Below are 20,978 nucleotides of genomic sequence, written 5' to 3'. Positions count from 1 at the left end.
GCAAGTCCAGGGACAGCGCGTCGCGCGGGCGGAACCGGCGCGGCAGTGGCGGTGCCGGTACCCGCTCAGGAAAGCGCGGCGGCGACCTGCGCGAACAGGTGCGGCAGATCCACCGGCATGCGGGTGTCCACGTCGATCACCGCCCCCAGGCCGATTGGGCCGGGATAGTCGGCAAGCAGGTCGGGCGGCAGTTCCCGCAGGGGGTGTGCCGCGTGCTGCGTGCCCGTCGCGGAACGCGCGCGGAAGCGGCGCAGGGTCTCGTCATGGCCGCAGTGGCAATGGACTTCCACCAGCCTCGCCTCCAGTGCGGCGATCCTGCCGCGCTCGTAGTCGCTGCGGGGCCGGAAGTTGGCTTCCAGCACCGCGTGCGGACTGCGCTGTGCCAGCGACCAGAGCATCTCCATCGCTGCGCCGCCGAGACGGCGCGATGCGGCGAGATCGCCGCCGCCATCGCCCAGGGCGTCGGTCAGCGTCTCCTTGATGAAATCCTTGCAGAACAGCGGAAAGCCCAGGTGCGCCGCCAGCGGGACCGCCAGCGTGGTCTTGCCGGCGCCGGGGGCACCGGACACCAGGACGATCTTGCGTCGCCGTTCAACCATGCACGCCGTCGATCTCAACCGCCAGTTCGTCGCGGCAGATCACCGCGTGCAGCAGCAGGCGCGGGACGCGGTCGCCGAAGCGGGTATCGAGGGCGGCGGCGACCAGCGGCAGGTCGCCGGGCTCGCGCACGTAGACCTTGAGGCGGGTGCCGTCGCCGAACTGCGATGGCAGGTCCGGGGCGTGTTCGCGGGCGGCCGCCAGCAGGGCGTCGAAGTTGGCGAAGGTTTCCTCCAACTGCGCCAGCAGCTGGCCCTGATGCATGGAGGCGTGGCCGACCACGCTGGCGGTGCCCGACAGCAGCAGCGGCATGTCGCTGCCGGCCGGCGGCAGCATAGCGCGGGCGAAGCTGGGCGGCTGCGGGCCGTACTGGCGCGGGTAGCGGTAGGCGCTGACCTGGCGCGGGTTCTCCAGCGGGGTGCCGGCCTGCGCGGCGGCCAGCCAGTAGATCTGCATCACCCGCGCATCGTCGCAGCGGCCGACCGCGGTCGCCGCCGGCAGCTGGGTGGCGTCGAAATCGCCCAGCCCGCGCGCGCGGCCGACGCAGAAGCGCCGGTAGCGCTCGCGGTCGCCGCTGCCCAGGGTGATCGCGTCGAGGTAGTTCCAGATGCGCAGCAGGCGCGGGGTGGCGCTGCCAGCGACGAAGGCGCTGATCTGCGCGTAGGCGAGCGCGGCGGCTTCCTCGATGTCCAGGTCGACCTGGCGCTCGTCGATCTCGATGACGCCGAACTGCAGGCGGCCGTCGCTGGCCCAGGCGATGGCGCCGTCGCGGCCGCTGTGCACCGGGGCGTCGGTGCGCCACACCTCGAGCATGCGCGGGCCGTGCGGCTGCAGCGGCACGCGCAGGTAGCGCGGGTCGTCGTGGTAGGGCGCGGTCTCGCCGAAGCCGAATACCGCCAGGACGCGATCCTCGGCCAGCCACTGGCTGGGGTCGGTTTCGGCGACGTAGTCCACCTGCAACTGCGGATGGCCCTGCGTGTGGTGCGGAAACTGCAGGTGCGGGCGGCTCATGGTGTATCTCCGTGCAAGGTGTCGCCGTGGAACTGTTCGCGGGCCTGGCGGCGGCGGTGGCGCCAGGCGCGCCACGCCCGCGGCAGCATCGCCACCGCGGACAGCGCATAGATGGCGCGGAACACGCGCAGGCGGCGCAGCACCGCACGGTTGTCGAAGACGTCGCCGGCGAGCATTGCCACCACCGCCTGTTCCACCTGCAGCACGTTGCGCGGCTGCGCGAACAGCTCGCGCATGGTCGGCGAGGTGAAGCGGTAGATGAACCACTTGAACTCGTCCAGGCCGCCGCGCAAGTGCCGCTCCAGGCGCCGCTGCAGCCGCGCCTCGCTGGCCGGGTCGCGCAGCGCCGCGTCGACCACGGACGCGCCGCGCTCGGCGCTGTGCATGGCCAGGTACACGCCGGAGGAGAACATCGGGTCGACGAAGGCGTAGGCGTCGCCGAGCATCAGCCAGCGCGGCCCGCTCATGCGCGTGCATTCGTAGGCGTAGTTGCCGGTGGCGTGCACCGGCGCCACGCGCTGCGCGCCGGTCATGCGCGCCACCACGTCCGGATTCAGCGCCAGCGTGCGCAGCAGGAACGTCTCGCTGTCGCAGCCCTTGCGGGTCTTCATGTACTCCGGGTCGCACACCGCGCCCACGCTCATCACGTCGTCGGGCAGCGGGATCAGCCACATCCAGCCGTGCGCGTGGCGATAGATGCTGATGTTGCCGGCGTCCTCGCCGGGGCGCCGCGCCACGCCGCGGAAATGGCTGAACAGCGCCGCCGACTGGTGCCGCGGATTGGCGCGCTTGAGCTTGAGCGTGTTGCCGAGGAAGGTGTCGCGGCCGCTGGCGTCGATCAGGTAGCGCGGCCGGTAGTGGCGCACGCCGTCGGCGCCGCGTGCCTGCACCGTCGGCGTCTCGCCGTCCAGCTGCACCGCCTCGACGCGGACGCCCTCGTGCACGTCGGCGCCGACCGCACGCGCGTGTGCGAACAGCACCCGGTCGAAGTCGGCGCGCGGCACCTGCAGCGCGAAGTCGGACTGCGCGCCCAGCGCATGCGCGAAACGGAAGGTGTTGTAGCCGCCGGCATCGTTGGGGAAATCGGCGCCGAGCTTGAGCACGCCGATCGCCCGCACCTGATCGAGCACGCCCAGCCGCTGCAGGATCGGCATGTTCATCGGCAGCAGCGATTCGCCGATGTGGAAGCGCGGATGGTGGTCCTTTTCCAGCACCGTCACCCGCCAGCCGCGTTGCGCCAGCACGATCGCCGCCGCGCAGCCGGCCGGCCCCCCGCCGATCACCAGCACGTCGGGCGTGTCTGCCGCGGCGTCGCGTGCGGTGGGGGGAGGGGAAGCAACAGCGGCGGACGTCATCCTGAGGGAACCTGCGGGCGCAACGGCGGGGCGAAACGGCATGATAGCGTGCCGTTCGCGGGCCGATGGTTGCGCCGCAGCGCCCGATGCACCATCTTGTCGCACCCGTCCTTTCGCCTGGAAGCCCCTGGATGTCTTCGCAAACCGCCGCCGAACGTGAACTGGCCGAGCTGCTGGTCGAGAGCCTGAACCTGGAAGACGTCCAGCCCGGCGACATCGATCCGGAGGCGCCGCTGTTCAATACCGGCCTGGGGCTGGACTCGATCGACGCCCTGGAACTGGCGCTGGCGATCAGCAAGCGCTACGGCTTCCAGCTGCGCTCGGACAACGACGAGAACCGCCGCATCTTCGCCTCGCTGCGCGCGCTGTCGGCGCATGTCGAAGCCAACAAGACCAGCTGAGCCGGCCGACGCCGCGCCCTGGGCGCTGGCCCTGGGCGTGCTGCTGGCGCTGGCCTACTCGCCACTGGCGCACTGGGCCAATGCCGCGCACCGTCCGGACCTGGCGGTGCTGGCCGGCGCGGCGCTGGTGCTGATGGTGCTGGTGGAGCCGATGGCGCGCTGGCGGCCCTGGGCCTGGGCGCTGGCGCTCGCCGCGACCGCGGCGCTGGTGCCGCTGTGGCGCTCGCCGCACGCCCTGCTGCTGCTGGCCGCGCCGCCGGTGCTGTTCACCGCCTGGGTGGCCTGGTTCTTCGGGCGCAGCCTGCAGCGCGGGCGCACGCCGCTGATCACCCGCATCGTCGAGGCCCTGTACCGGCAGGCCGGCATGCCGATCACCCCGGACCAACTGCGCTACACCCGCCGCCTGACCCTGGCCTGGACCCTGCTGCTGGTCGGGCTGACCCTGCTCAACCTGCTGCTGGCGCTGTGCGCCCAGCCCAGCGGGGTGCTGGCGCAACTGGGCCTGGCCTCGCCGCTGCCGATCAGCGATGCGCGCGCCTCGCTGTTCGCCAATCTGCTCGGCTACGGGGTCATCGGCGGCTTCTTCGTCGGCGAGTACCTGCTGCGCGGGCGCTGGTTTCCGCAGCGTCCCTACCGTAATCTGCCCGACTTCCTGCACCGGCTGGCGCGGCTGGGGCCGGTTTTTTGGCGCGATCTGTTGCGCTGACGCGCGAAGTGCAGGGGACGCAAGGGTCGTGCAGATCATCAAGGAAAACAGCAAGTTGCCGCAGGCTGGGATGCCTTCGCGCATGGCCTGGGCCGTGTGGAACGCCCTGCAGTTGGTGTTCACCCTGGCGCACACCGCGCTGGGCATCGTCGTCGCACTGGTGCTGCTGTGGCTGACCGGGCCGCGCCTGCCGCTGCGCATGGGCGCGCGGTTCTGGGCGCCGGTGCTGCTGTTCGGCGCCGGGGCGCGGCTGCAGGTGGAGGGCCGCGAGCGGGTGGACTGGTCGCGCAACCACCTGTTCGTCAGCAACCACCAGTCGATCATCGACATCTGCGCGCTGTTCATGGCGCTGCCGGTGCCGCTGCGCTTCCTGCTCAAGGACGAGATGCTGAAGGTGCCGTTCGTGAACTGGTATGCGCGCGCGACCGGCATGCTGTTCCTGGACCGCGACAGCCGCCGCGCCGGGGCGATGATGCGGCGCGAGGCGGCGGCGCTGCTGCGCCGTGGCCAGGACCTGTGCCTGTTCCCGGAAGGCACCCGCAGCCGCAGCGGCGCGCTGGCCGAGTTCAAGGCCGGGCTGCTGCAGGCCGCGATCGACGCCGGGGTGGACGTGGTGCCGGTGGCGCTGGACGGGGCGGGCAAGGTGCTGCCGCCGACCAGCCTGTTCCGGGTCCGGCCCGGCGTCATCCGGGTGCGGATCGGCACGCCGATCCGGGTGAACGGCGAGGACGGCCCGCTGAACCGCCAGGAAGTGACCCAGCGCGCGCACCAGGCCGTCCGTGCCATGCTCGAACCCAGGATATGAGTCGCCCGTATGCAATTCGTCGTACCGCATGATCATCCCAGCCTGCCCGGCCACTTCCCGGGCCGCCCGGTGGTGCCCGGCGTCGTGGTGCTGGACCACGTGCTGCAGGCCGTCGAGGCGGCGCACGGCGCGCGCGCGCCGCTGCGCCTGCCGCAGGTGAAGTTCGTGCAACCGCTGTTTCCCGGCCAGCCGGCGCGGGTGGAACTGGACGGCGCCGCGCCGCGCTGGCGCTTCCGCGTGCTGCGTGGCGAGGACCTGCTGGTCAGCGGCGAACTCAACGCCGAGGCGGCGCCGTGAGCGCCGGCTGGAAGCACCGCCCGGAAGGCGGCGGCCGCTTCGCCCTGTGGCTGATCCGCAGCATCGCCCGCTATGGCGGCCGCGCCGTCGGCCGCCTGCTGCTGTATCCGATCACCCTGTACTTCCTGCTGGTGCGCGGCCCGGAGCGGCGAGATTCGCGGCACTACCTGAGCCGCGTGTTCGACCGCCCGGCCACGCTGCTGGAGGTGGCCCGGCACATCCACACCTTCGCTTCGACAATCCTCGACCGGGTGTTCATGCTGTGCGGGCAGATGCACCGGTTCCGGGTGCAGATCCGCGGCCTGGACCAGTTGCACACGCAGATGGACCGCGGCCGCGGCGTGCTGATCTTCGGCTCGCACCTGGGCAGCTTCGACGCGCTGCGGGTATTGGCCACCGAGCGCCCGGACGTGCAGGTCAAGGTGGTGCTGGACAAGGCGCACAACCCGGCGATGACCGAACTGCTGGGCGCGCTGAACCCGCAACTGGCCGCCAACATCATCGACGCCGGCATGGACAGCACCTCGATCGTCATGGCGATCAAGCAGGCCACCGACGAGGGCGCGCTGGTCGCGCTGCTGGTGGACCGGCCGCGCCCGGAGGATCCGGCGCTGCCGGCCGCGTTCATCGGCCAGGGCGCCATGTTCCCGACGTCGCCGTGGCTGATCGCCGCCGCGCTCAAGGTGCCGGTGGTGCTGGCGTTCGGGCTGTACCGCGGCGGCAACCGCTACGAGCTGGTGTTCGAGACCTTCAGCGAAGGCCTGGACCTGCCGCGCCGGCAGCGTGCGCCGGTGCTGGCCGCGCTCATCCGCGATTACGCCGCCAGGCTGGAGCATTACACCCGCTCCGCGCCCTACAACTGGTTCAACTTCTACGACTTCTGGAACAACCGCCATGCCGATGCGCCGCACCTTGCCGTGGATGCTGATACTGCTGTGCAGCGCCGCACCGCTGAGCGCCGCATCGCCTGAGGCGCCGGACGCCGACTGGATCCTGCAGAAGCTGGCGCGGCCGGCGCCGGTCAGCACCGCCTTCGTCGAACTGCGCGGCTCGGCGCTGCTGAAGGCGCCGCTGCGGGTGCAGGGCGAGTACCGCCGCCCGGACGCGCAGACGCTGGTGCGCGAGGTCACCGCGCCGTACCACGAGACCACCACCCTGCGCGGCAGTGAAGCCACGCTGGAGCGCGACGGCAAGCCGCCGCGGCGCTTCTCGCTGACGCGCGTGCCGGAACTGGCCGGCTTGCAGAGCGGTTTCGGCGCGTTGCTGTCCGGCGACCGCGCGCTGCTGCAGCAGCAGTTCAACATCAGCAGCAGCGGCACCCGCGAGCGCTGGCAGCTGCAGTTGCAGCCGAAGGATCCGGCCATGGCCGCGCACGTGCGCAGCCTGCGCCTGTACGGCCGTGGCGCCGAACTGCGCTGCATCGAGACCACCCCGGCCAAGGGCGACGTCCAGCGCACCCTGCTGGCCGGTGCCGCGCAGGCCGCCGGCGCCGTTGCCGACAGCGCCGCGCTGACCGCGCTGTGCCACGGCGACGCGGCGTGATCCCCGCACGAGGCGCCCGCCGGCAGCGTGCTGCCGGCCTGACGGCTGCGCGTGCGGCGGCTGATCGCGCGGCGCAGGGCGGCGTGGGGATGCAGCGATGACGCGAGCCCTGAGTTCGAAGATGCGCATCTCGCTGGCGCTGCTGTGGCTGGCGCTGCTGACCGTGGCCGGGATCTGGCTGGGCAACGCACTGCAGGTGTCCGGTGATCTGCGCAAGTTCATGCCGGAAGCCCGCACTCCCGCGCAGAAACTCCTGCTCGACGAACTCGGCGAAGGCCCTGGCTCGCGGCTGCTGCTGATGTCGTTGTCCGGGGCCGATCCGGCCACGCTGGCGCGGCAATCGCAGGCGCTGCATGCCGAACTGGCCGCGCAGCGCGACGTGTTCGAACTGGTCGCCAACGGCGCCGATGCCAGCCTGGATGCGATCCCGCCGCGCCTGCTGCCGTACCGCTATTTGCTCAGCGACAGCTTCGACGCCAAACCGCTGGATGCGCCGACCCTGCGCGATGCGCTACAGGCGCGGCTGCAGGACCTGGGCTCGCCGGCGGCGGCGATGGTGGAGCCGCTGCTGCCGCGCGATCCGACCCTGGAAGTGCTGCACCTGGCCGAGAGCCTGCAGCCGGCCGGCGGCCCGCAGCAGCGCGACGGGGTGTGGTTCGACCGCGCCGGCAAGGACGCGCTGCTGGTCGCGCAGACCCGCGCCGCCGGCTTCGACCCCACCGGCCAGCAGCGCGCGGTGGATGCGATCCATGCCGCCTTCGCCAAGGTGAGCGCCGGCACCGGCAGCAAGCTGACGCTGACCGGTCCTGGCGCGTTCTCGGTGGAGATCGGCGGGCGCACCCAGAACGAGGCGCAGTGGATCGGCACCCTGGATACGGTGGGGCTGATCGTGCTGCTGCTGGTGGCCTACCGCAGCTGGAAGATCCCGGTGCTGGGCGTGCTGCCGCTGGCCAGCGCCGGCTTGGCCGGCCTCGGCGCGGTGGCGCTGCTGTTCGACGGCGTGCACGGCATCACCGTGGCGTTCGGCTTCACCCTGATCGGCGTGGTCCAGGACTACCCGATCCATCTGTTCAGCCATCAGCGCCCGGGCCTGGATCCACGCGAGAACGCGCGCCATCTCTGGCCGACGCTGGCCACCGGCGTGGTCTCCACCTGCATCGCCTACGTCACCTTCCTGTTCTCCGGCGTGGACGGCCTGCGCCAGTTGGCGGTGTTCACCATCGCCGGCCTGCTGGTGGCGGCGCTGACCACGCGCCTGCTGCTGCCGGCGCTGATCGACCCCTCGCCGCGCGACCATGCCGATTCGCCGATGCTGGAGCGGCTGTGGCGCGGCATCGCGCGGCTGCCGCGGCCGCGCTGGTCGCTGCTGCCGCTGGCCCTGCTGGCGGCCGCGGTGATCGTGTTCGCGCCGGGGCCGTTCTGGCAGAACGACCTGTCCAAGCTGACCCCGGTGCCGGCCGACGGCCTGGCCCGCGACGCGCACCTGCGCCAGGAACTGGGTGCGCCCGACGTGCGCTACGTGCTGGCGCTGCCGGCGGCCTCGGCCGAGGCCGCGCTGGCCGCGTCCGAACGCCTGCGCCCGCGCCTGGATGCGCTGGTGGCGCAGGGCGAGCTGGCCGGCTACGACATGGCCGCGCGCTACCTGCCCAGCGCCGCCACCCAGCGCCGGCGCCAGGCCGCCTTGCCCGATCCGGCGCAGGCGCAGGCGATCACCGCCGCCGCGGTCGCCGCCACGCCGTTCCGCGCCGATGCCTTCGCGCCGTTCCTGGCCGACCTGCAGGCCGCGCGCAGTGCGCCGCTGCTGACCGCGCGCGACCTGCATGGCACGCCGCTGGCGACCCCCGTCGGCGGCCTGCTGCTGGAGCGTCCGGACCGCACCACCGCACTGGTGTCGCTGACCGGGCTGCGCGATCCGGCGCAGCTGGCGCGCGCGGTGCAGGGCAGCGGCGCGCAACTGCTGGACCTGAAGGACGCCTCCGAGTCGCTGGTCGCCGCCTACCGCGGCCGCGTGCTCGCCGCGCTGGGCGTGGCCGCGGTGCTGCTGGCGCTGACCGTGGCGATCGCGCTGCGCACGCCGCGGCGCGTCGTGCGCGTGCTGCTGCCGATGGCCCTGACCACGCTGCTGATCCTGGCGATCCTGCGCGGCTGCGGGGTCGAACTGAACCTGTTCCACCTGATCGCGCTGATCCTGGCCGCCGGCCTGGGCCTGGACTACGCGCTGTTCTTCGACCACGCCGGCGACGACCGCGCCGACCAGTTGCGCACCCTGCATGCGTTGATCGTGTGCAGCCTGATGACCCTGCTGGTGTTCGCGCTGCTGGCCGCCTCCAGCATCCCGGTGCTGCGCGCGATCGGCAGCACCGTGGCGCTGGGCGTGCTGTTCAATTTCGTGCTGGCGCTGCTGATTTCGCGCGAGACCGCCAGCGACACCCGGGAGAGCCGCCATGCACACTGAACCCTTGCACGGACGCGACGCCATCGCCGCCCTGGTCCCGCACCAGGGCCTGATGTGCTTGTGGGAGGAAGTGGTGGCCTGGGACGCGCAGCGCGTGCTGTTGCGCAGCGTCGCGCATCGCCAGGCCGCGCATCCGCTGCGCAGCGGCGGCCGGCTGCACGCGCTGCACCTGTGCGAATACGGCGCGCAGGCGATGGCGGTGCACGGTGGCCTGCTCGGTCGCGCCGCGGGCACGCCGGTGCGGCCGGGCATGCTGGTGGCGCTGCGCGGGGTGCAGTTGCACGTCGCCGAACTGCAGGATCTGCCGGGTCCGATCGAAGGCGAGGCCGAGGTGCTGCTGCAGGCCGAGGACAGCCAGCAGTACGCCTTCCGCATCAGCCATGCCGGGCAGTTGCTGGCCGAGGGTCGCGCGACGGTGATGCTGGGCGTGGCGTGACCGCGTAGGCGTCGACGGCCCTGCAGACGCGGCGAGCGCTATCCAGGCTTGGAAGGCGTCGGGACTGAAGTCCCTCCCACAGTGCACCCAGGCAATGCACGGGCACGTTCCTGCAGGTGCCGTTTCGCGGCGTCGTGGGCCATCGATCGCGCTGGGTTTTCACGATAACGTCCGCCCGCGGCCGCTGCGGCGTCGGGTGGTGTGCCCGCGGTGCGCGACGAGTCGTTAGGATGGCGGCCCTGTCCCTCCGCCCAAGGAACCACGATGTCCCAGCCTGCTTCCCCGCGCCGCGCCCTGGTCACCGGCGGCAGTGGCGATCTCGGTGGCGCGATCTGCCACGCCCTGGCTGCGCAGGGTTTGCACGTGATCGTGCACGCCAATGCCAACGTCGCACGCGCCGCGGCGGTGGTGGAGGCGATCGTCGCCGCCGGCGGCAGCGCCGAGGCGGTGGCCTTCGACGTGGCCGATGCCGAGGCCAGCGCGCAGGCGCTGGCGACGCTGCTGGAGGCCGGCCCGATCCAGGTGCTGGTCAACAACGCCGGCATCCACGACGACGCGCCGATGGCGGGCATGAGCGCGGCGCAGTGGCACAAGGTCATCGACGTTTCGCTGCACGGCTTCTTCTACGTCACCCAGCCGCTGCTGCTGCCGATGGCGCGCACGCGCTGGGGCCGCATCGTCAGCGTGTCCTCGGTGTCGGCGGTGCTGGGCAACCGCGGGCAGACCAACTACGCCGCGGCCAAGGCGGCGCTGCATGGCGCCAGCATGTCGCTGGCGCGGGAAATGGCCAGCCGCGGCATCAGCGTCAACGTGGTCGCACCGGGCGTGATCCAGGGTGCGATGGCCGACAGTGCCTTCCCGCCGGAGGCGATCAAGCAGATGGTCCCGGCCGGGCGCCCGGGCAAGCCGGAGGAGGTGGCCGCGCTGGTCGCCTTCCTGTGTTCGGACGCGGCCGCCTACATCAACGGCCAGGTCATCGGCATCAACGGCGGCATGGGCTGACCGCCTCGAAAACGACGCGGCCGTTGCACCGCCATGCCGGCGGCGCAACGGCGGCGTGCGCTCAGCGGCAGACGAAGCTGGACGCCGCCTCCACGTCGCCGCCGACATAGCGCGCCACCTGCGGATACGGGCACAGCGGGCGGCTGCGCTGGCTGCTCCAGTTGGCCGGTACCTCGGCATTGGGCGCGGCGCTGCCGCTGCCGCGCGCGCTGGCGACGATCGCGTCCGGCGCCTGGCTCTGCTCGACCCAGGCCACCAGCGGGGTCAACGCGTCGAACTGGTCGGTGGCCGGCCCGCCGGCGCAATGCGCCATCGCCGGCACCGCGAACAAGCGTGCGTAGCTGGCGGCGTCGGCATCGGCGGTGCGCAGGCGGTCGTACCAGGCCGCGGTATCGGCGAAGGAGAAGATGCCGTCGCCGGTGCCGTGGTAGATCAGCAGCTTGCCGCCGCGCTTCTTCAGCGTGGTCAGCCGGGTCTCGTTCGGCGGGGTCATGTACGACCACGCGGATTCGCCAAAGGCGCCGGCCGTGGCGAAGATCTTCGGCGCGTCGCGGTCCATGTCGAACTGCAGCGCATAGCGCTTCAGATCCTGCAGCACCGCCGGATCCTCCGGCGGGGTGACGAAGCCGAAGGCCACCGAGCCGGGCACCAGGGTCAGCGAGGCGTCCTGCCGCCAGCCGGCCCAGTCGCCGCTGGCGATGCCCGGGTCGTAGGGGAAGGGCGCGTACAGCGGCGTGCCGGCGCTGTTGCGCGCGCCGGCGTGGATGGCGCCGAGCGCGCGCTTCTGCGCCGGGGTCAGGCATTGGCCGGTGCGCCCGGCGCTGCCGCAGGTGGCGACGTCGCGGTTCAGGTCGAAGCGGCGCTGGCAGGCGAGCACGTCCTGCACCATGCCGTCGCGCACGCCGTCCAGCGCATCGCAGGTGGCGACGATGCGCTCGGCCACCAGGCTGCGCTCGGCGGCGCTCAGGCCGCTGCGCGTGTCGCTGCCGCCGGCCAGTGCCGCCAGTTGCTGCGCCGCGGCCAGGTCGGCGATCGCCGCCTTGGGCAGATGGAACCCGGGGTCGCCGACCAGGATGCCGTCGTAGTCCTGCGCGTCGCGCGCGGCGGCGACCATGCCGTGGCGACCGCCGTTGGAGCAGCCGCCGAAGTAGCTGTAGTCCGGCGCCTTGCCGTAGGCGATCTGCACCACGCGCTTGGCCATCGGCGTCAGCGCCTGCACCGCCTGGTAGCCGTAATCCAGGCGCGCCTGCGGATCGCGGCCGAACAGCGGGTTCTGCGCATTGCTGTGCCCGGCATCGGAACTGATGACCGCAAAGCCCATGCGCAGCGGGTTGTCGCGCTGGCCGCCGCCGCCGATGTCGCCGAGCGCCGGGACCACGTTGCCGTCCAGGCCGCCGTTGGCCTGGTAGAAGAAGCGCCCGTTCCATGCCGCCGGCAGGCGCATCTCGAAGCCGATCGCATAGGGCTGGCCGTCGCTGCCGACGCGTTCGTGCATCAGCCCGGTGACCTGGCAGTGCGCGCCGATCGGCTGGCCGGCCACCTGCAGGGCGCCGGCCGCCACGCTGCGTACCGCGGTGAAGCGGGTGCCGGGATAGGCGAGCCGGCTCGCCAGCGCGTCGCACGACTGCTGCAGTGGTGCCGGCGAGGCCGGTGCGCGCGCGGTCGTCTGCGCATGTGCGGTGGAGGAGGCGGCGAGAGCGGCCAGCGGCAGGGCCAAGGCGAGCAGCGTGGAGCGCATGGAGTTCTCCTGGAGGACGCGCCGGGCGCGGCGGGCCTGTGTCGCGCCGGTGGCGCCAGGGCGTCAACCGCCGCGCGTGCGAAAACCCGAATGCGCGGGCGATATTCGCCCCATGTGACGCGTGCCGCGCAATTGCGCGCTGGCCTGGCGCCTCGCGGCGGGGAAGCGAAGCGCGCGTTGTTGCAGGGCGGCATGGCCCTGCGCGTGGATCAGGCCGCGTCCGCGTACCAGGCCGGCGACAGGACCGGCAGCGGCGTTTGCGCGTCGCGGCATGCGTCCAGCAGGCCGTGGTCGGCCAGCGTGGGATGCTGCTGGCGGGCGCGCGCCAGGATCTCCCCGGCCAGTTCCGCCATGCGCGCGACGTTGCCGTGCAGGCGGGCGACGAAGGCGGCATCGTCCAGCCGGTCGCTCAGCGCGCGGTTGAGTTCGTGGAACCAGCCGATCAGGTACTGGTCCAGCAGGCGCCCGTCGGCCACCGCCGCGGCCTGCGCGCGGTTGGCCGCGCCCCAGTCGCGCAGCAGCGCCTGCATGCCCAGGTTGAGCGCGCTGGCCTGCTGCAGCGCCGGGCGCAGCCGGCCCAGCACGGCCAGGTCGGCGATGCGGTCGGTGCAGTACAGCGGCGCCAGCAGCGACCAGTAGTAGGTGTAGTCCCAGATCACCTTGACCGGCATCACCTGGGCGTCGCCGAACAGCGGGTACTGGTCCTGGTAGAGGGTCAGGGTGTTCTCGTAGAACGAGAAATACAGCTGCTGGTACAGCTCGGCGTAGGGCGCGATGTCGCGCCCGGCGCGCTCGCGCCCGATCAGTTCGCAGATGTAGGTGTTGCTGATGGCGATGAAGTCGCTGCCCGGCGAATAGAACGGGTCCAGGAACACGCCGGCCTCCCCGGTCAGCGCCCAGCGCTGTGCCGAGAACACCTGCTTGCAGCCGTAGGAGAAGTCGCGCAGGAACAGGAAATCCTGCACCGTGTGCTCGCTGCGCTCCAGCGTGCTGGCCACCTGCGGCTGGTGCGTGCGCAGCCAGTCCATCGCCTTGGCGTGGGTGTTCATGGTCTCCAGCGGATGCATCGCGGCATCGCAGACGATGCCCAGCGAATGCGCGCCGGAGGACAGCGGGATCAGCCAGAACCAGTAGCCGGGGCCGCACATGTGGTTGGTCGAGCGCCAGCGGTCCGGCGGCGTGCAGCGCTGTAGCCAGGCGCTGTCCTGCGACCAGCCGTTGGGATCGACCAGCCCGTCCACCCGCCACCACACCGCGTTGGCCTGGTGCGCGTTGTCCTGGGCCAGGCCGAGCTTGCGCTTGAGCAGGCCGGCGCGGCCGCTGGCGTCGATCACCCAGCGCGCCTGCAGGCTGGCCTCGGCGCCGTCGCGGCTGTAGCGCACGCAGTGGTCGCCGTCGTCCTCGGCCAGGTCAACGCCGCGCACCGTGCTGCCGTCGAGGAATTCCACGCCCAGGTCACGCGCGCGCTGCCCGAGAAAATTCTCGAAGCGGCCGCGGTCGATCTGCCACGACGGGGTGGGCAGCAACTGGCTCACCCCCAGCTCGGTGCACTGGTCGATGTCGGTGCGCCCGTCGGAGAAGAAGAAGCGGAAGCCGAACTTGCGGATCTGTTCGGCATCCAGGTGCTCGCGCAGGCCCAGCACCTCGGCGAAGTAGTGCGCGCCGATCTCCACCGAGGACTCGCCGACCTTGAACGCGGCCTCGCGTACCGGGTGCGCGCGCCGTTCCAGCACGCGGATGCGCAGCTGCGGGTCGCGCTGGCGCAATTGCAGCGCCAGGGTCAGTCCGGCCAGTCCGCCGCCCAGAATCGCCACATCCGCCTGCGCTGCCTTCATGTCGTCTTTTCCTTGGCGACGGCCAGGGGGGCCGTGTCGAGGGTGCCGTCGATGTCGTCGATCAGCACCGGATTGGCGCGGGTGCGCCGGTACTCGCGCACCACGTGCCCATAGGTCCACACCTGCACGATCACGTGCGAGGTGATCTTCCACAGATCGCGCACCAGCCGGAAGTGGCTCTTGCGGAACGTGCCCGGGGTCTGGTTGGCGTAGCGGGTCTCGATCGGCACCGCCACCACCCGCGCGCCGGCCTGGCGCGCCGCGGAGATCAGCAGTTGCGCCTCGAACACGAAGCCCTCGCCGGGCACGTCGGGCAGGGTGTAGACCGACTGCGGGTACAGGCGCTGGCCGCTCTGGCTGTCGACCAGGCGGAAGCCGCAGCCCCAGGCGATGCCCCAGTCGCCGAAATCGTTGCCGATGCGGCGGATCGGCGGCTGGCTGGCGCGCTTGCGCAGGCGCGCGCCCACGATCACGCAGCCGGGATGGCGGTTGGCCGCGGCCAGCAACCGCGGGAAGTCGGCGGCGCTGTGCTGGCCGTCGCCGTCCATGGTCATCACCGCGCGCGCGCCCTGGCGCTGCGCCTCGGCGAAGCCGCTGCGCAGCGCCGCGCCCTTGCCGCGGCGTTGCGGATGGCGCAGCAGGGTCACCGGCAGGTCGGCGATGCAGTCGCTGGTGCCGTCGTCGGAGCCGTCGTCGACCACGATCACACGCGGGCAGTGCGCCAGCGCGTCGCTGACCACCTCGCGGATGCGCAGCCGTTCGTTGAGGGCCGGAATCAGGATCGCCGCGTCGGCGGCGCTCAGCGGCGTGCGGCTCATGCGCGCAGCTCCACCTGCAGGCAGCGGCCGCCGCCTGCATCGAGCACGCAACCGCTGCTGCCCAGCGCCAGCGCGTCGAACAGCGGCAGCATCGGCGCCATCGCGTTGCCCGCGGCATGCCGCGCCAGCGCGCCATCGCCGACCGGCGCGGTGCCGTCGCGCAGTTGTACCTGCAATTGCGGCTTGCCGTCGCGGGCGCCCGCGCTCAGCACCAGCGCGCCGCCGAGCAGGCCCTCGCTGCGCGCGATCCGGCCCAGCGCCCCCACCGAGCGGCTGTCGTAGCCGACCAGCAGCACCGCGTCTTCGCCCGCGGCCAGCTGCGACAGCGCTTCCAGCAGTCCCTGCGCGAAACTGCCGCTGTGCGCGCTGATCGCGGTCGCCGCGGCGGTGGCGCCGGCGCCGATGGTCCAGTAGCCGGCGGCGGCGTTGTGCACCGAGTTGTGGAACTTGGTCGGCGACACCGACAGCGGTTCGCTGGCCAGGGTGGTGCACATGTAGTCGGTGATCGCCAGGTCGCCGTGGGTGGAGGTGAACACCGACGGCAGCGTGGCCGGGTCGCGGCCGGCGTCCTGGCAGGCAGCCAGCGCCGCGTCCAGCGACACCGCCACCGTGTCCGGCGCGCGGCGGCGCTCGTTGGGCGCCAGCAGTTGCGGCGAGGGCCGTCCGGGCGTCTCCAGCGGCGCGCCGTCGCCGCGCGCGAACGCCTGTGCCAGCGTCCATCCGGGCAGGCCGGGCGCCCAGAACCCGATGCCTTCGATCGTCGCGCTCAGCATGGGCGTGCTCATGCGCGGCCGAACAGCAGCGAGCAGTTGTTGCCGCCGAAGCCGAATGAGTTGTTCATCGCGTAGCGGACCTGTGCATGGGCGGTGGCGAAGCGGATCTGCGGGCCGCAGGCGGGATCGGGCAGTTCGCTGTTGAGGGTGCCGGGCAGCAGGCCGTCACGCAGCGCCAGCAGGGCGAACACCGACTCGACGATACCGGCGGCGCCGAGCGTGTGCCCGGTCCAGGCCTTGGTCGAACTGGCATGCAGGGTCGGCGGGAACAGCGCCGCCACCGCGGCGGCCTCGACGCTGTCGTTGGCCGGGGTCGCGGTGCCGTGCAGGTTGAGATACCCGACTTCGGCCGGGTCCACGCCGGCGCGCTGCAACGCGCCGCGCATCGCCAGGCCGGCGCCCAGCCCCTGCGGATGCGGCGCGGACATGTGGTGGGCGTCGCTGGATTCGCCGTAGCCGCACAGCAGCGCCTGCGCCGGCGGCGCGTCGGCGGCATCGGCGCGTTCCAGCAGTGCGTAGCCGCCGGCCTCGCCCAGCGACAGCCCGACCCGGCGCACGTCGAACGGCCGGCATGGTTCCGGCGACACCACCTGCAGCGAGTTGAAGCCGAACAGCACGCTGCCGCACAGCGTGTCCACGCCGCCGACCAGCGCCGCATCGACCACGCCGGCGGCGATCAGCCGCGCCGCCTGGGCGAACACCTTGGCGCTGGACGAGCAGGCGGTGGCGACGGTGATGCACGGGCCGCGCAGGCCGGTGGCGGCGCGCACGAAATCGCCGAGCGAATGCGGGGTGTGCACGATCGGCCGGTCCAGGTCGGCCGGCATGCGCGGACCCTCCGCATCGTGCTCGAGCCGGGTGTAGGCCTCCTCGCTGGCGCCGATGCTGGAGGTGGAGGTGCCCATCACCACCGCCACCCGTTCGGCGCCGTGCCGTTGCGCCGCGGCGGCCACGGCGGCGGCCATGCCGTCCTGCTGCAGGGCGAGCCAGGCCAGGCGGTTGTTGCGGCATTCCCACGCGGCCAGGGCCTCCGGCAGCGCGGCGGTTTCCAGCGCGTCCACCCGGCCGATCCAGCATTCCAGCGGTTGCGGACCGAAGTCGTTGCGACGCAGGCCGCTGCGGCCCTCGCGCAGCGCCGCGGCCTGGGCGTGCAGTCCGCTGCCGAGCGCGTTGGTCGCGGTGTAGGCGCGGATGGCCACCGGGGCCATGCGGGGCGACGAGGACGCTTCGGTCACGCGGTATTCCATACAAGGACAATCGCCGCAGTATATCGACGCATTCGGTCATGCCGTGAAACACCCACGACGCGAACGTGAATAGCGCCCGCGCCCGGATCCGTTCAGCGCAGGGCCGGCGTGCGCTTTCGCCGCTGGCGCATTTCCTCCACAATCGCTTGCCTTTCCACGCCAGGCGCACGCCACGGGCATGCAAGCCTACGTCTACAAAAGCCAACGCAAGCCGGACACCTATCTGTATCTCGCCGCCCGCGACGACTTCGGCCGTCTGCCGCCGGCGCTGCTGGCGTCGCTGCAGCCGCTGGCGTTCGTGCTCGAGGTGGCGTTGACCGCCGAACGCACGCTGGCCCGCGCCGATCCGGCCGCGGTGCGCGCCAACCTCGCCGGCTGCGGCTTCCATCTGCAATTGCCGCCGTCCCTGCCCGGCACCACCGATCGACACGATGACTGACTCCTTTCTCCGCGCGCGTGCGCCGATGCTCGCCGCCGCCCTGGGCGCGGTGCTGGCGCTGGCCGCCGGAATCGGCCCGCTGGCCGCCGCGCTGGGCGCATGGCTGGCGCAACCGGCGTTCGCGCTGGCGTTGTCCTGGCACCGTGGCAGCCGGCCGCGCCCACGCGCCGCGCGCGACCTGGTCGGCGCGGCGGTGCCGCTGCTGGTGCTGTGGGCCGGCGGCATGGCGCTGGTCGCGGTGCTGGTGGCCTGGCCGCTGGCGGCGCTGCACGACAGCGGCAGCCTGGCCGCCGCGTTGGCGCTGAGCGTGGCCGCCAGTGCCGCGCTGCTCGGGCTGTGGCGGACCTGGCCGCTGTGGCACGGCAGCGATGCCGAGGGCGGCCCGCTGGGCGCGCGCTGGCATGCGCTGGCGCAGCAGGACGTGCAGGCCTGGCGCGGGCTGGCGGTGGCCGCGCTGGTATTGGTGCTGGCCGGGCTCGGCGTGGTGCTGGCCTGGCCGGGACTGCTCGCCGAGGCCGCACGCTGGCCGCTGGCGCTGGCCTATGCGCTGCTGTCGCCACTGCTGCACGCCGGCCTGCAACGGGTGGCGCCGCCGCAGACGCTGACCCCGCCGGTGTCCTCGGCCGACCTGTTCGCCGAACTCAGCGCCACCGCCGCGCCGCGCGCCGACGAGCCGCCGCCGGCGCAGGACGAACTGCATGCGGCGCTGTACGACGCCGCCCGCGGTGGCCGCGTCGATCGCGCGTTGCAATTGCTGCAGGCCGGCGCCGATCCGCATGCGCTGCCCGCCGCCGAGTGGCGCGACCAGCGCAGCCTGCCGGTGCTGGCCGCGGTGCTGCCGGACCTGCGCCTGTTGCGCGAACTGATCGTGCGCGGGGTCGACGTCAATCGCCCGCACCTGGGCATGACCCCGCTGCTGGCCGCCACCCGCGACAGCTGGCATGGCCGCCCGGAGGCGGTGATGACCCTGCTCGCCAACGGCGCCGACCCGCGCGCCAGCGACGGCGACGGCAACACCCCGCTGCATCACGCCGCGCGCAGCTCCGACCCGGGCGTGGCCGCGCTGCTGCGCGACGCCGCCGCCGAACTGGACGCGGCCAACCGCGACGGCCTGACCCCGCTGGCGGTGGCCTGCCAGGTCGGCAACTGGCGCATGGCCAAGTTCCTGCTCGAGCGCGGCGCCAAGCCGGAGCCGGCCGAGGCCAGCCCGGTGCTGCTGGCCGCGGCCGGTACCGAGGAAGACGATCCGGCCGGCGTGCAGTTGCTGCTCAAGCACAAGGCCCGGGTCGACGCGCGCGATCGCCAGCGCCGCAGCGCGCTGCACGAGGCGGCGCAGGCCGGCCACGTGGAGATCGTGCAGGCCCTGCTCGGCGCCGGCGCCAACCTGGAAGCGCGCGATGCGCTGGGCCGCACGCCGTGGCTGGAAGCCGCCCGCCACGGCCGCGTGGCGGTGCTGGAACGGCTGCTGCCGCACAAGCCGGACCTGGTTGCGGTCGATGGCGATGGCCGCAACGCGATCCTGCTGGCCTGCACCGCCGACCACGTCGCCCCCGGGCTGATCCGGCGCCTGCTGGAGCTGGGCGTGGCGCCGGCGCAGCCGGACCAGAGCGGCCGCCGCGCCGTCGACCTGGCCGCCGAGGCCGGGCGCTGGGCGATCGTGTCCGCGCTGGACCCGGACTATCCGCTGCCGGCCGCGGTCAGCGACGGCCAGGGCGAGACTGGCCCGGCCGGGCTGCCCGACCGTCCGCCGCTGGAACTGCTGCGCGAAGGCCTGCAACTGGGCCAGCCGCGCGACGGCCTGGCCGCGCTGGCGCGGCTGTGCGCGGCGGAGGAACTGGGCGCGCTGCTGCACGAGCCGCCGCTGGCCTTGAACGCGCAGGCGGTGGACTGGCTGCTGGCGCACGGCGCCGAGCCGGAGGTACTCGATGCCTGCGGCGACACCCCGATGTTCGCGCTGCTCTCGCGCGGCGTGGAGGCGGTGCCCAGCCTGCAGGCGATGCTGCGCCACGGCGTGTCGCCGGCCGGCCGCGGCGGCCTGACCCGCCTGCTCGCCGCCTGCGCGCAGCACGATCACGCCTCACGCGCGCTGGAACAGTTCGCCCTGGAACTGCTGGAGCGCGGCGCCGATCCGTTCGCGCCGTCGCCGGCCGGCGATCCGCCGCTGTCGCTGGCGGTGCGGCTGGGCTGGCTGCGGCTGCAGCTGCAGTTGCTCGAGCGCGGCGCCGACCGCGAGGCGCGCGACAGCCACGGCATGACCGCGCTGCACCTGGCCGCCGCGCTGGGCCGCGAGGCCTCGCTGAAACTGCTGATCCAGCAGGGCGCCTCGCCGGATGCGCGCGCCGCCGACGGCCAGACCCCGCTCGGCGTGGCCCTGGCCAGCGGCCGCCGCGACCTGGCCGACTGGCTGGACTGGCGCACCTGGCCGCTGCCGCGGCGTCCGCTGCGCGAGGCCGACGTGCCGGCCGCGGCGATGGTCGGCGACGCCGAGGCGATCCGCCGCCTGATCGACCTCGGCCTGCCGGTGGATGCGGTGGACGCGCAGGGCTGCACCGCATTGCTGCGCGCCGCCGGCGGCGGCCATGCCGAGGCGGTGAAACTGTTGCTGTCGCGCGGCGCCGATCTGCAGCACGCCGCGGCCAGCGGCGCCACGCCGCTGTCGGCGGCGGTGAGCATGCGCCAGACCGAGATCGTCGCGGCATTGCTGCAGGCCGGCGCGCAGATCGAACACCGCCTGCCGGGCGGGGTCACCGTGCTGATGCTGGCCTGCGCGCTGGGCCTGCCGGACATCGCCGCGCGGCTGCTGGCCGCCGGTGCCGACGTGCATGCCGGCGACGCCCAGCAACTGGCCCCGCTGCACTGTGCCGCGCTGTACGGGTTCACCGCGCGCGACAAGTCGCGCCTGCTGGCCCTGCTGGACACGCTGCTGCTGGCCGGCGCCGAGGCCGACCGCGGTTCCGCCGGCGGGGTGACGCCGCTACTGTTGCTGCTGGGCGCGCGCGCCGAACCGGGCACAGCCTGCGAGGAGCCGGTGGTGCTGGCCGGCGTCGAGCGCCTGCTCGACGAGGAGGTCAGCCTGGAGGTGCAGGATCCGCGCGGCTTCGGCCCGCTGCACCTGGCCGCGCTGCACGGCCTGCCGCTGCTGGTGCAGCGCCTGCTGCGCGCCGGTGCCGATCCGGAACTGCGCGATACCTTGAACCGCACCCCGCGCGAGATCGCGGTGATGCGCGGCTTCGTCGACGTCGCCGGGCAGTTCCAGCCGGCGCTGCCGGGAGTGTCGTCGATGGCGCGGTTCCTGCGCGAAAGCCGCTAGCGCTCTTCCTTCTCCCACCGGGAGAAGGTGGCCCGGAGGGCCGGATGAGGGTCGGGCGCCGCCTCGCCTCGCCCATTGCACCGCGCCTCGTGCCGCACCCTCACCCCAACCCCTCTCCCGGTGGGAGAGGGGCTTGCGGTCTCGCGCCGCACCGCCGTGCACCATCCAGCAAAAAAATGCCCGCCGGAAGGCGGGCGAACTGCGTCATGGT

At 72.9% G+C, this 20,978-nt stretch carries 19 protein-coding genes; 11 read left to right on the top strand and 8 right to left on the bottom strand.

Annotated elements, in window-relative coordinates; all coding sequences use genetic code 11:
• Window positions 1-65: 65 nt before the first annotated feature.
• The 3 genes from CEK69_RS18460 to CEK69_RS18450 are packed head-to-tail and all read right to left on the bottom strand — an operon-like array spanning window position 66 to window position 2,963.
• The gene (locus CEK69_RS18460; protein WP_226975223.1) at window positions 66-617 is read right to left on the bottom strand and encodes an AAA family ATPase; all 552 of its coding nucleotides are present in this window, start codon (window positions 615-617) and stop codon (window positions 66-68) included.
• Complete coding sequence (locus tag CEK69_RS18455; RefSeq protein WP_152247232.1) at window positions 592-1,608, bottom strand: pteridine-dependent deoxygenase; 1,017 nt, start codon at window positions 1,606-1,608, stop codon at window positions 592-594. Before CEK69_RS18455 ends, CEK69_RS18460 begins: the two co-directional genes overlap by 26 nt.
• Window positions 1,605-2,963, bottom strand: a complete 1,359-nt coding sequence (locus tag CEK69_RS18450; protein ID WP_152247230.1) for an NAD(P)/FAD-dependent oxidoreductase — start codon at window positions 2,961-2,963, stop codon at window positions 1,605-1,607. The genes CEK69_RS18455 and CEK69_RS18450 overlap by 4 nt, the downstream gene beginning before the upstream one ends.
• 131 nt (window positions 2,964-3,094) lie before the next feature.
• Between CEK69_RS18450 and xanC the strand changes: the two genes are divergently transcribed.
• The 9 genes from xanC to fabG all read left to right on the top strand — a co-directional run bounded on the left by xanC (window position 3,095) and on the right by fabG (window position 10,607).
• Window positions 3,095-3,364, top strand: coding sequence for a xanthomonadin biosynthesis acyl carrier protein XanC (xanC, locus tag CEK69_RS18445; protein WP_003470209.1), 270 nt, complete (start codon window positions 3,095-3,097; stop codon window positions 3,362-3,364).
• Window positions 3,339-4,070, top strand: a complete 732-nt coding sequence (locus tag CEK69_RS18440) for a ketosynthase (RefSeq protein ID WP_152247228.1) — start codon at window positions 3,339-3,341, stop codon at window positions 4,068-4,070. Before xanC ends, CEK69_RS18440 begins: the two co-directional genes overlap by 26 nt.
• 55 nt (window positions 4,071-4,125) lie before the next feature.
• Window positions 4,126-4,875, top strand: a complete 750-nt coding sequence (locus CEK69_RS18435; protein WP_043091533.1) for a 1-acylglycerol-3-phosphate O-acyltransferase — start codon at window positions 4,126-4,128, stop codon at window positions 4,873-4,875.
• 9 nt (window positions 4,876-4,884) lie between these two features.
• On the top strand, window positions 4,885-5,172 hold the full coding sequence (locus CEK69_RS18430) for a hypothetical protein (protein WP_017914445.1): 288 nt from the start codon (window positions 4,885-4,887) through the stop codon (window positions 5,170-5,172).
• Window positions 5,169-6,143 carry an acyltransferase gene (locus CEK69_RS18425; protein ID WP_043093714.1) on the top strand — a complete coding sequence of 325 codons (975 nt, stop codon included), beginning with the start codon at window positions 5,169-5,171 and terminating at the stop codon, window positions 6,141-6,143. The genes CEK69_RS18430 and CEK69_RS18425 overlap by 4 nt, the downstream gene beginning before the upstream one ends.
• Entirely contained in the window at window positions 6,067-6,714 is a 648-nt protein-coding gene (locus CEK69_RS18420) for a LolA-related protein (protein WP_039726358.1), read from the top strand. The genes CEK69_RS18425 and CEK69_RS18420 overlap by 77 nt, the downstream gene beginning before the upstream one ends.
• Before the next feature lie 97 nt (window positions 6,715-6,811).
• On the top strand, window positions 6,812-9,169 hold the full coding sequence (locus tag CEK69_RS18415) for an MMPL family transporter (RefSeq protein ID WP_152247226.1): 2,358 nt from the start codon (window positions 6,812-6,814) through the stop codon (window positions 9,167-9,169).
• Between the two features lie 4 nt (window positions 9,170-9,173).
• Window positions 9,174-9,605, top strand: coding sequence for a phosphotransferase (locus CEK69_RS18410; RefSeq protein ID WP_152247257.1), 432 nt, complete (start codon window positions 9,174-9,176; stop codon window positions 9,603-9,605).
• 264 nt (window positions 9,606-9,869) lie between these two features.
• Window positions 9,870-10,607, top strand: a complete 738-nt coding sequence (fabG, locus tag CEK69_RS18405; RefSeq protein ID WP_152247224.1) for a 3-oxoacyl-ACP reductase FabG — start codon at window positions 9,870-9,872, stop codon at window positions 10,605-10,607.
• Window positions 10,608-10,668: 61 nt separating this feature from the next.
• Here the strand turns inward: fabG and CEK69_RS18400 are convergent, their stop codons facing one another.
• The 5 genes from CEK69_RS18400 to CEK69_RS18380 form a co-directional block, all read right to left on the bottom strand.
• On the bottom strand, window positions 10,669-12,345 hold the full coding sequence (locus CEK69_RS18400) for a tannase/feruloyl esterase family alpha/beta hydrolase (protein WP_152247222.1): 1,677 nt from the start codon (window positions 12,343-12,345) through the stop codon (window positions 10,669-10,671).
• A 209-nt stretch (window positions 12,346-12,554) separates the two neighbouring features.
• The gene (locus tag CEK69_RS18395; RefSeq protein WP_152247220.1) at window positions 12,555-14,180 is read right to left on the bottom strand and encodes a tryptophan 7-halogenase; all 1,626 of its coding nucleotides are present in this window, start codon (window positions 14,178-14,180) and stop codon (window positions 12,555-12,557) included.
• Window positions 14,177-14,998 carry a glycosyltransferase family 2 protein gene (locus CEK69_RS18390; protein WP_150409026.1) on the bottom strand — a complete coding sequence of 274 codons (822 nt, stop codon included), beginning with the start codon at window positions 14,996-14,998 and terminating at the stop codon, window positions 14,177-14,179. The genes CEK69_RS18395 and CEK69_RS18390 overlap by 4 nt, the downstream gene beginning before the upstream one ends.
• Window positions 14,995-15,771 carry a beta-ketoacyl synthase chain length factor gene (locus CEK69_RS18385; protein WP_152247255.1) on the bottom strand — a complete coding sequence of 259 codons (777 nt, stop codon included), beginning with the start codon at window positions 15,769-15,771 and terminating at the stop codon, window positions 14,995-14,997. The genes CEK69_RS18390 and CEK69_RS18385 overlap by 4 nt, the downstream gene beginning before the upstream one ends.
• Before the next feature lie 8 nt (window positions 15,772-15,779).
• Window positions 15,780-16,979 (bottom strand): beta-ketoacyl-[acyl-carrier-protein] synthase family protein, encoded by a 1,200-nt coding sequence (locus CEK69_RS18380; protein WP_026144449.1) that lies wholly within the window; start codon window positions 16,977-16,979, stop codon window positions 15,780-15,782.
• 217 nt (window positions 16,980-17,196) lie between these two features.
• On the opposite strand from CEK69_RS18380, the gene CEK69_RS18375 reads away from it, so the two are divergent.
• Window positions 17,197-17,457, top strand: coding sequence for a YcgL domain-containing protein (locus CEK69_RS18375; RefSeq protein WP_017909431.1), 261 nt, complete (start codon window positions 17,197-17,199; stop codon window positions 17,455-17,457).
• Entirely contained in the window at window positions 17,450-20,767 is a 3,318-nt protein-coding gene (locus CEK69_RS18370; RefSeq protein ID WP_152247218.1) for an ankyrin repeat domain-containing protein, read from the top strand. Before CEK69_RS18375 ends, CEK69_RS18370 begins: the two co-directional genes overlap by 8 nt.
• The last annotated feature ends 211 nt before the right edge of the window (window positions 20,768-20,978 follow it).

The organism is Xanthomonas sp. LMG 12462 (assembly GCF_009192885.1).
Classification (GTDB): domain Bacteria; phylum Pseudomonadota; class Gammaproteobacteria; order Xanthomonadales; family Xanthomonadaceae; genus Xanthomonas_A; species Xanthomonas_A sontii.
Note: the sequence above shows the minus strand (reverse complement) of the source record. Positions and strands in the feature narration are given on the sequence as shown.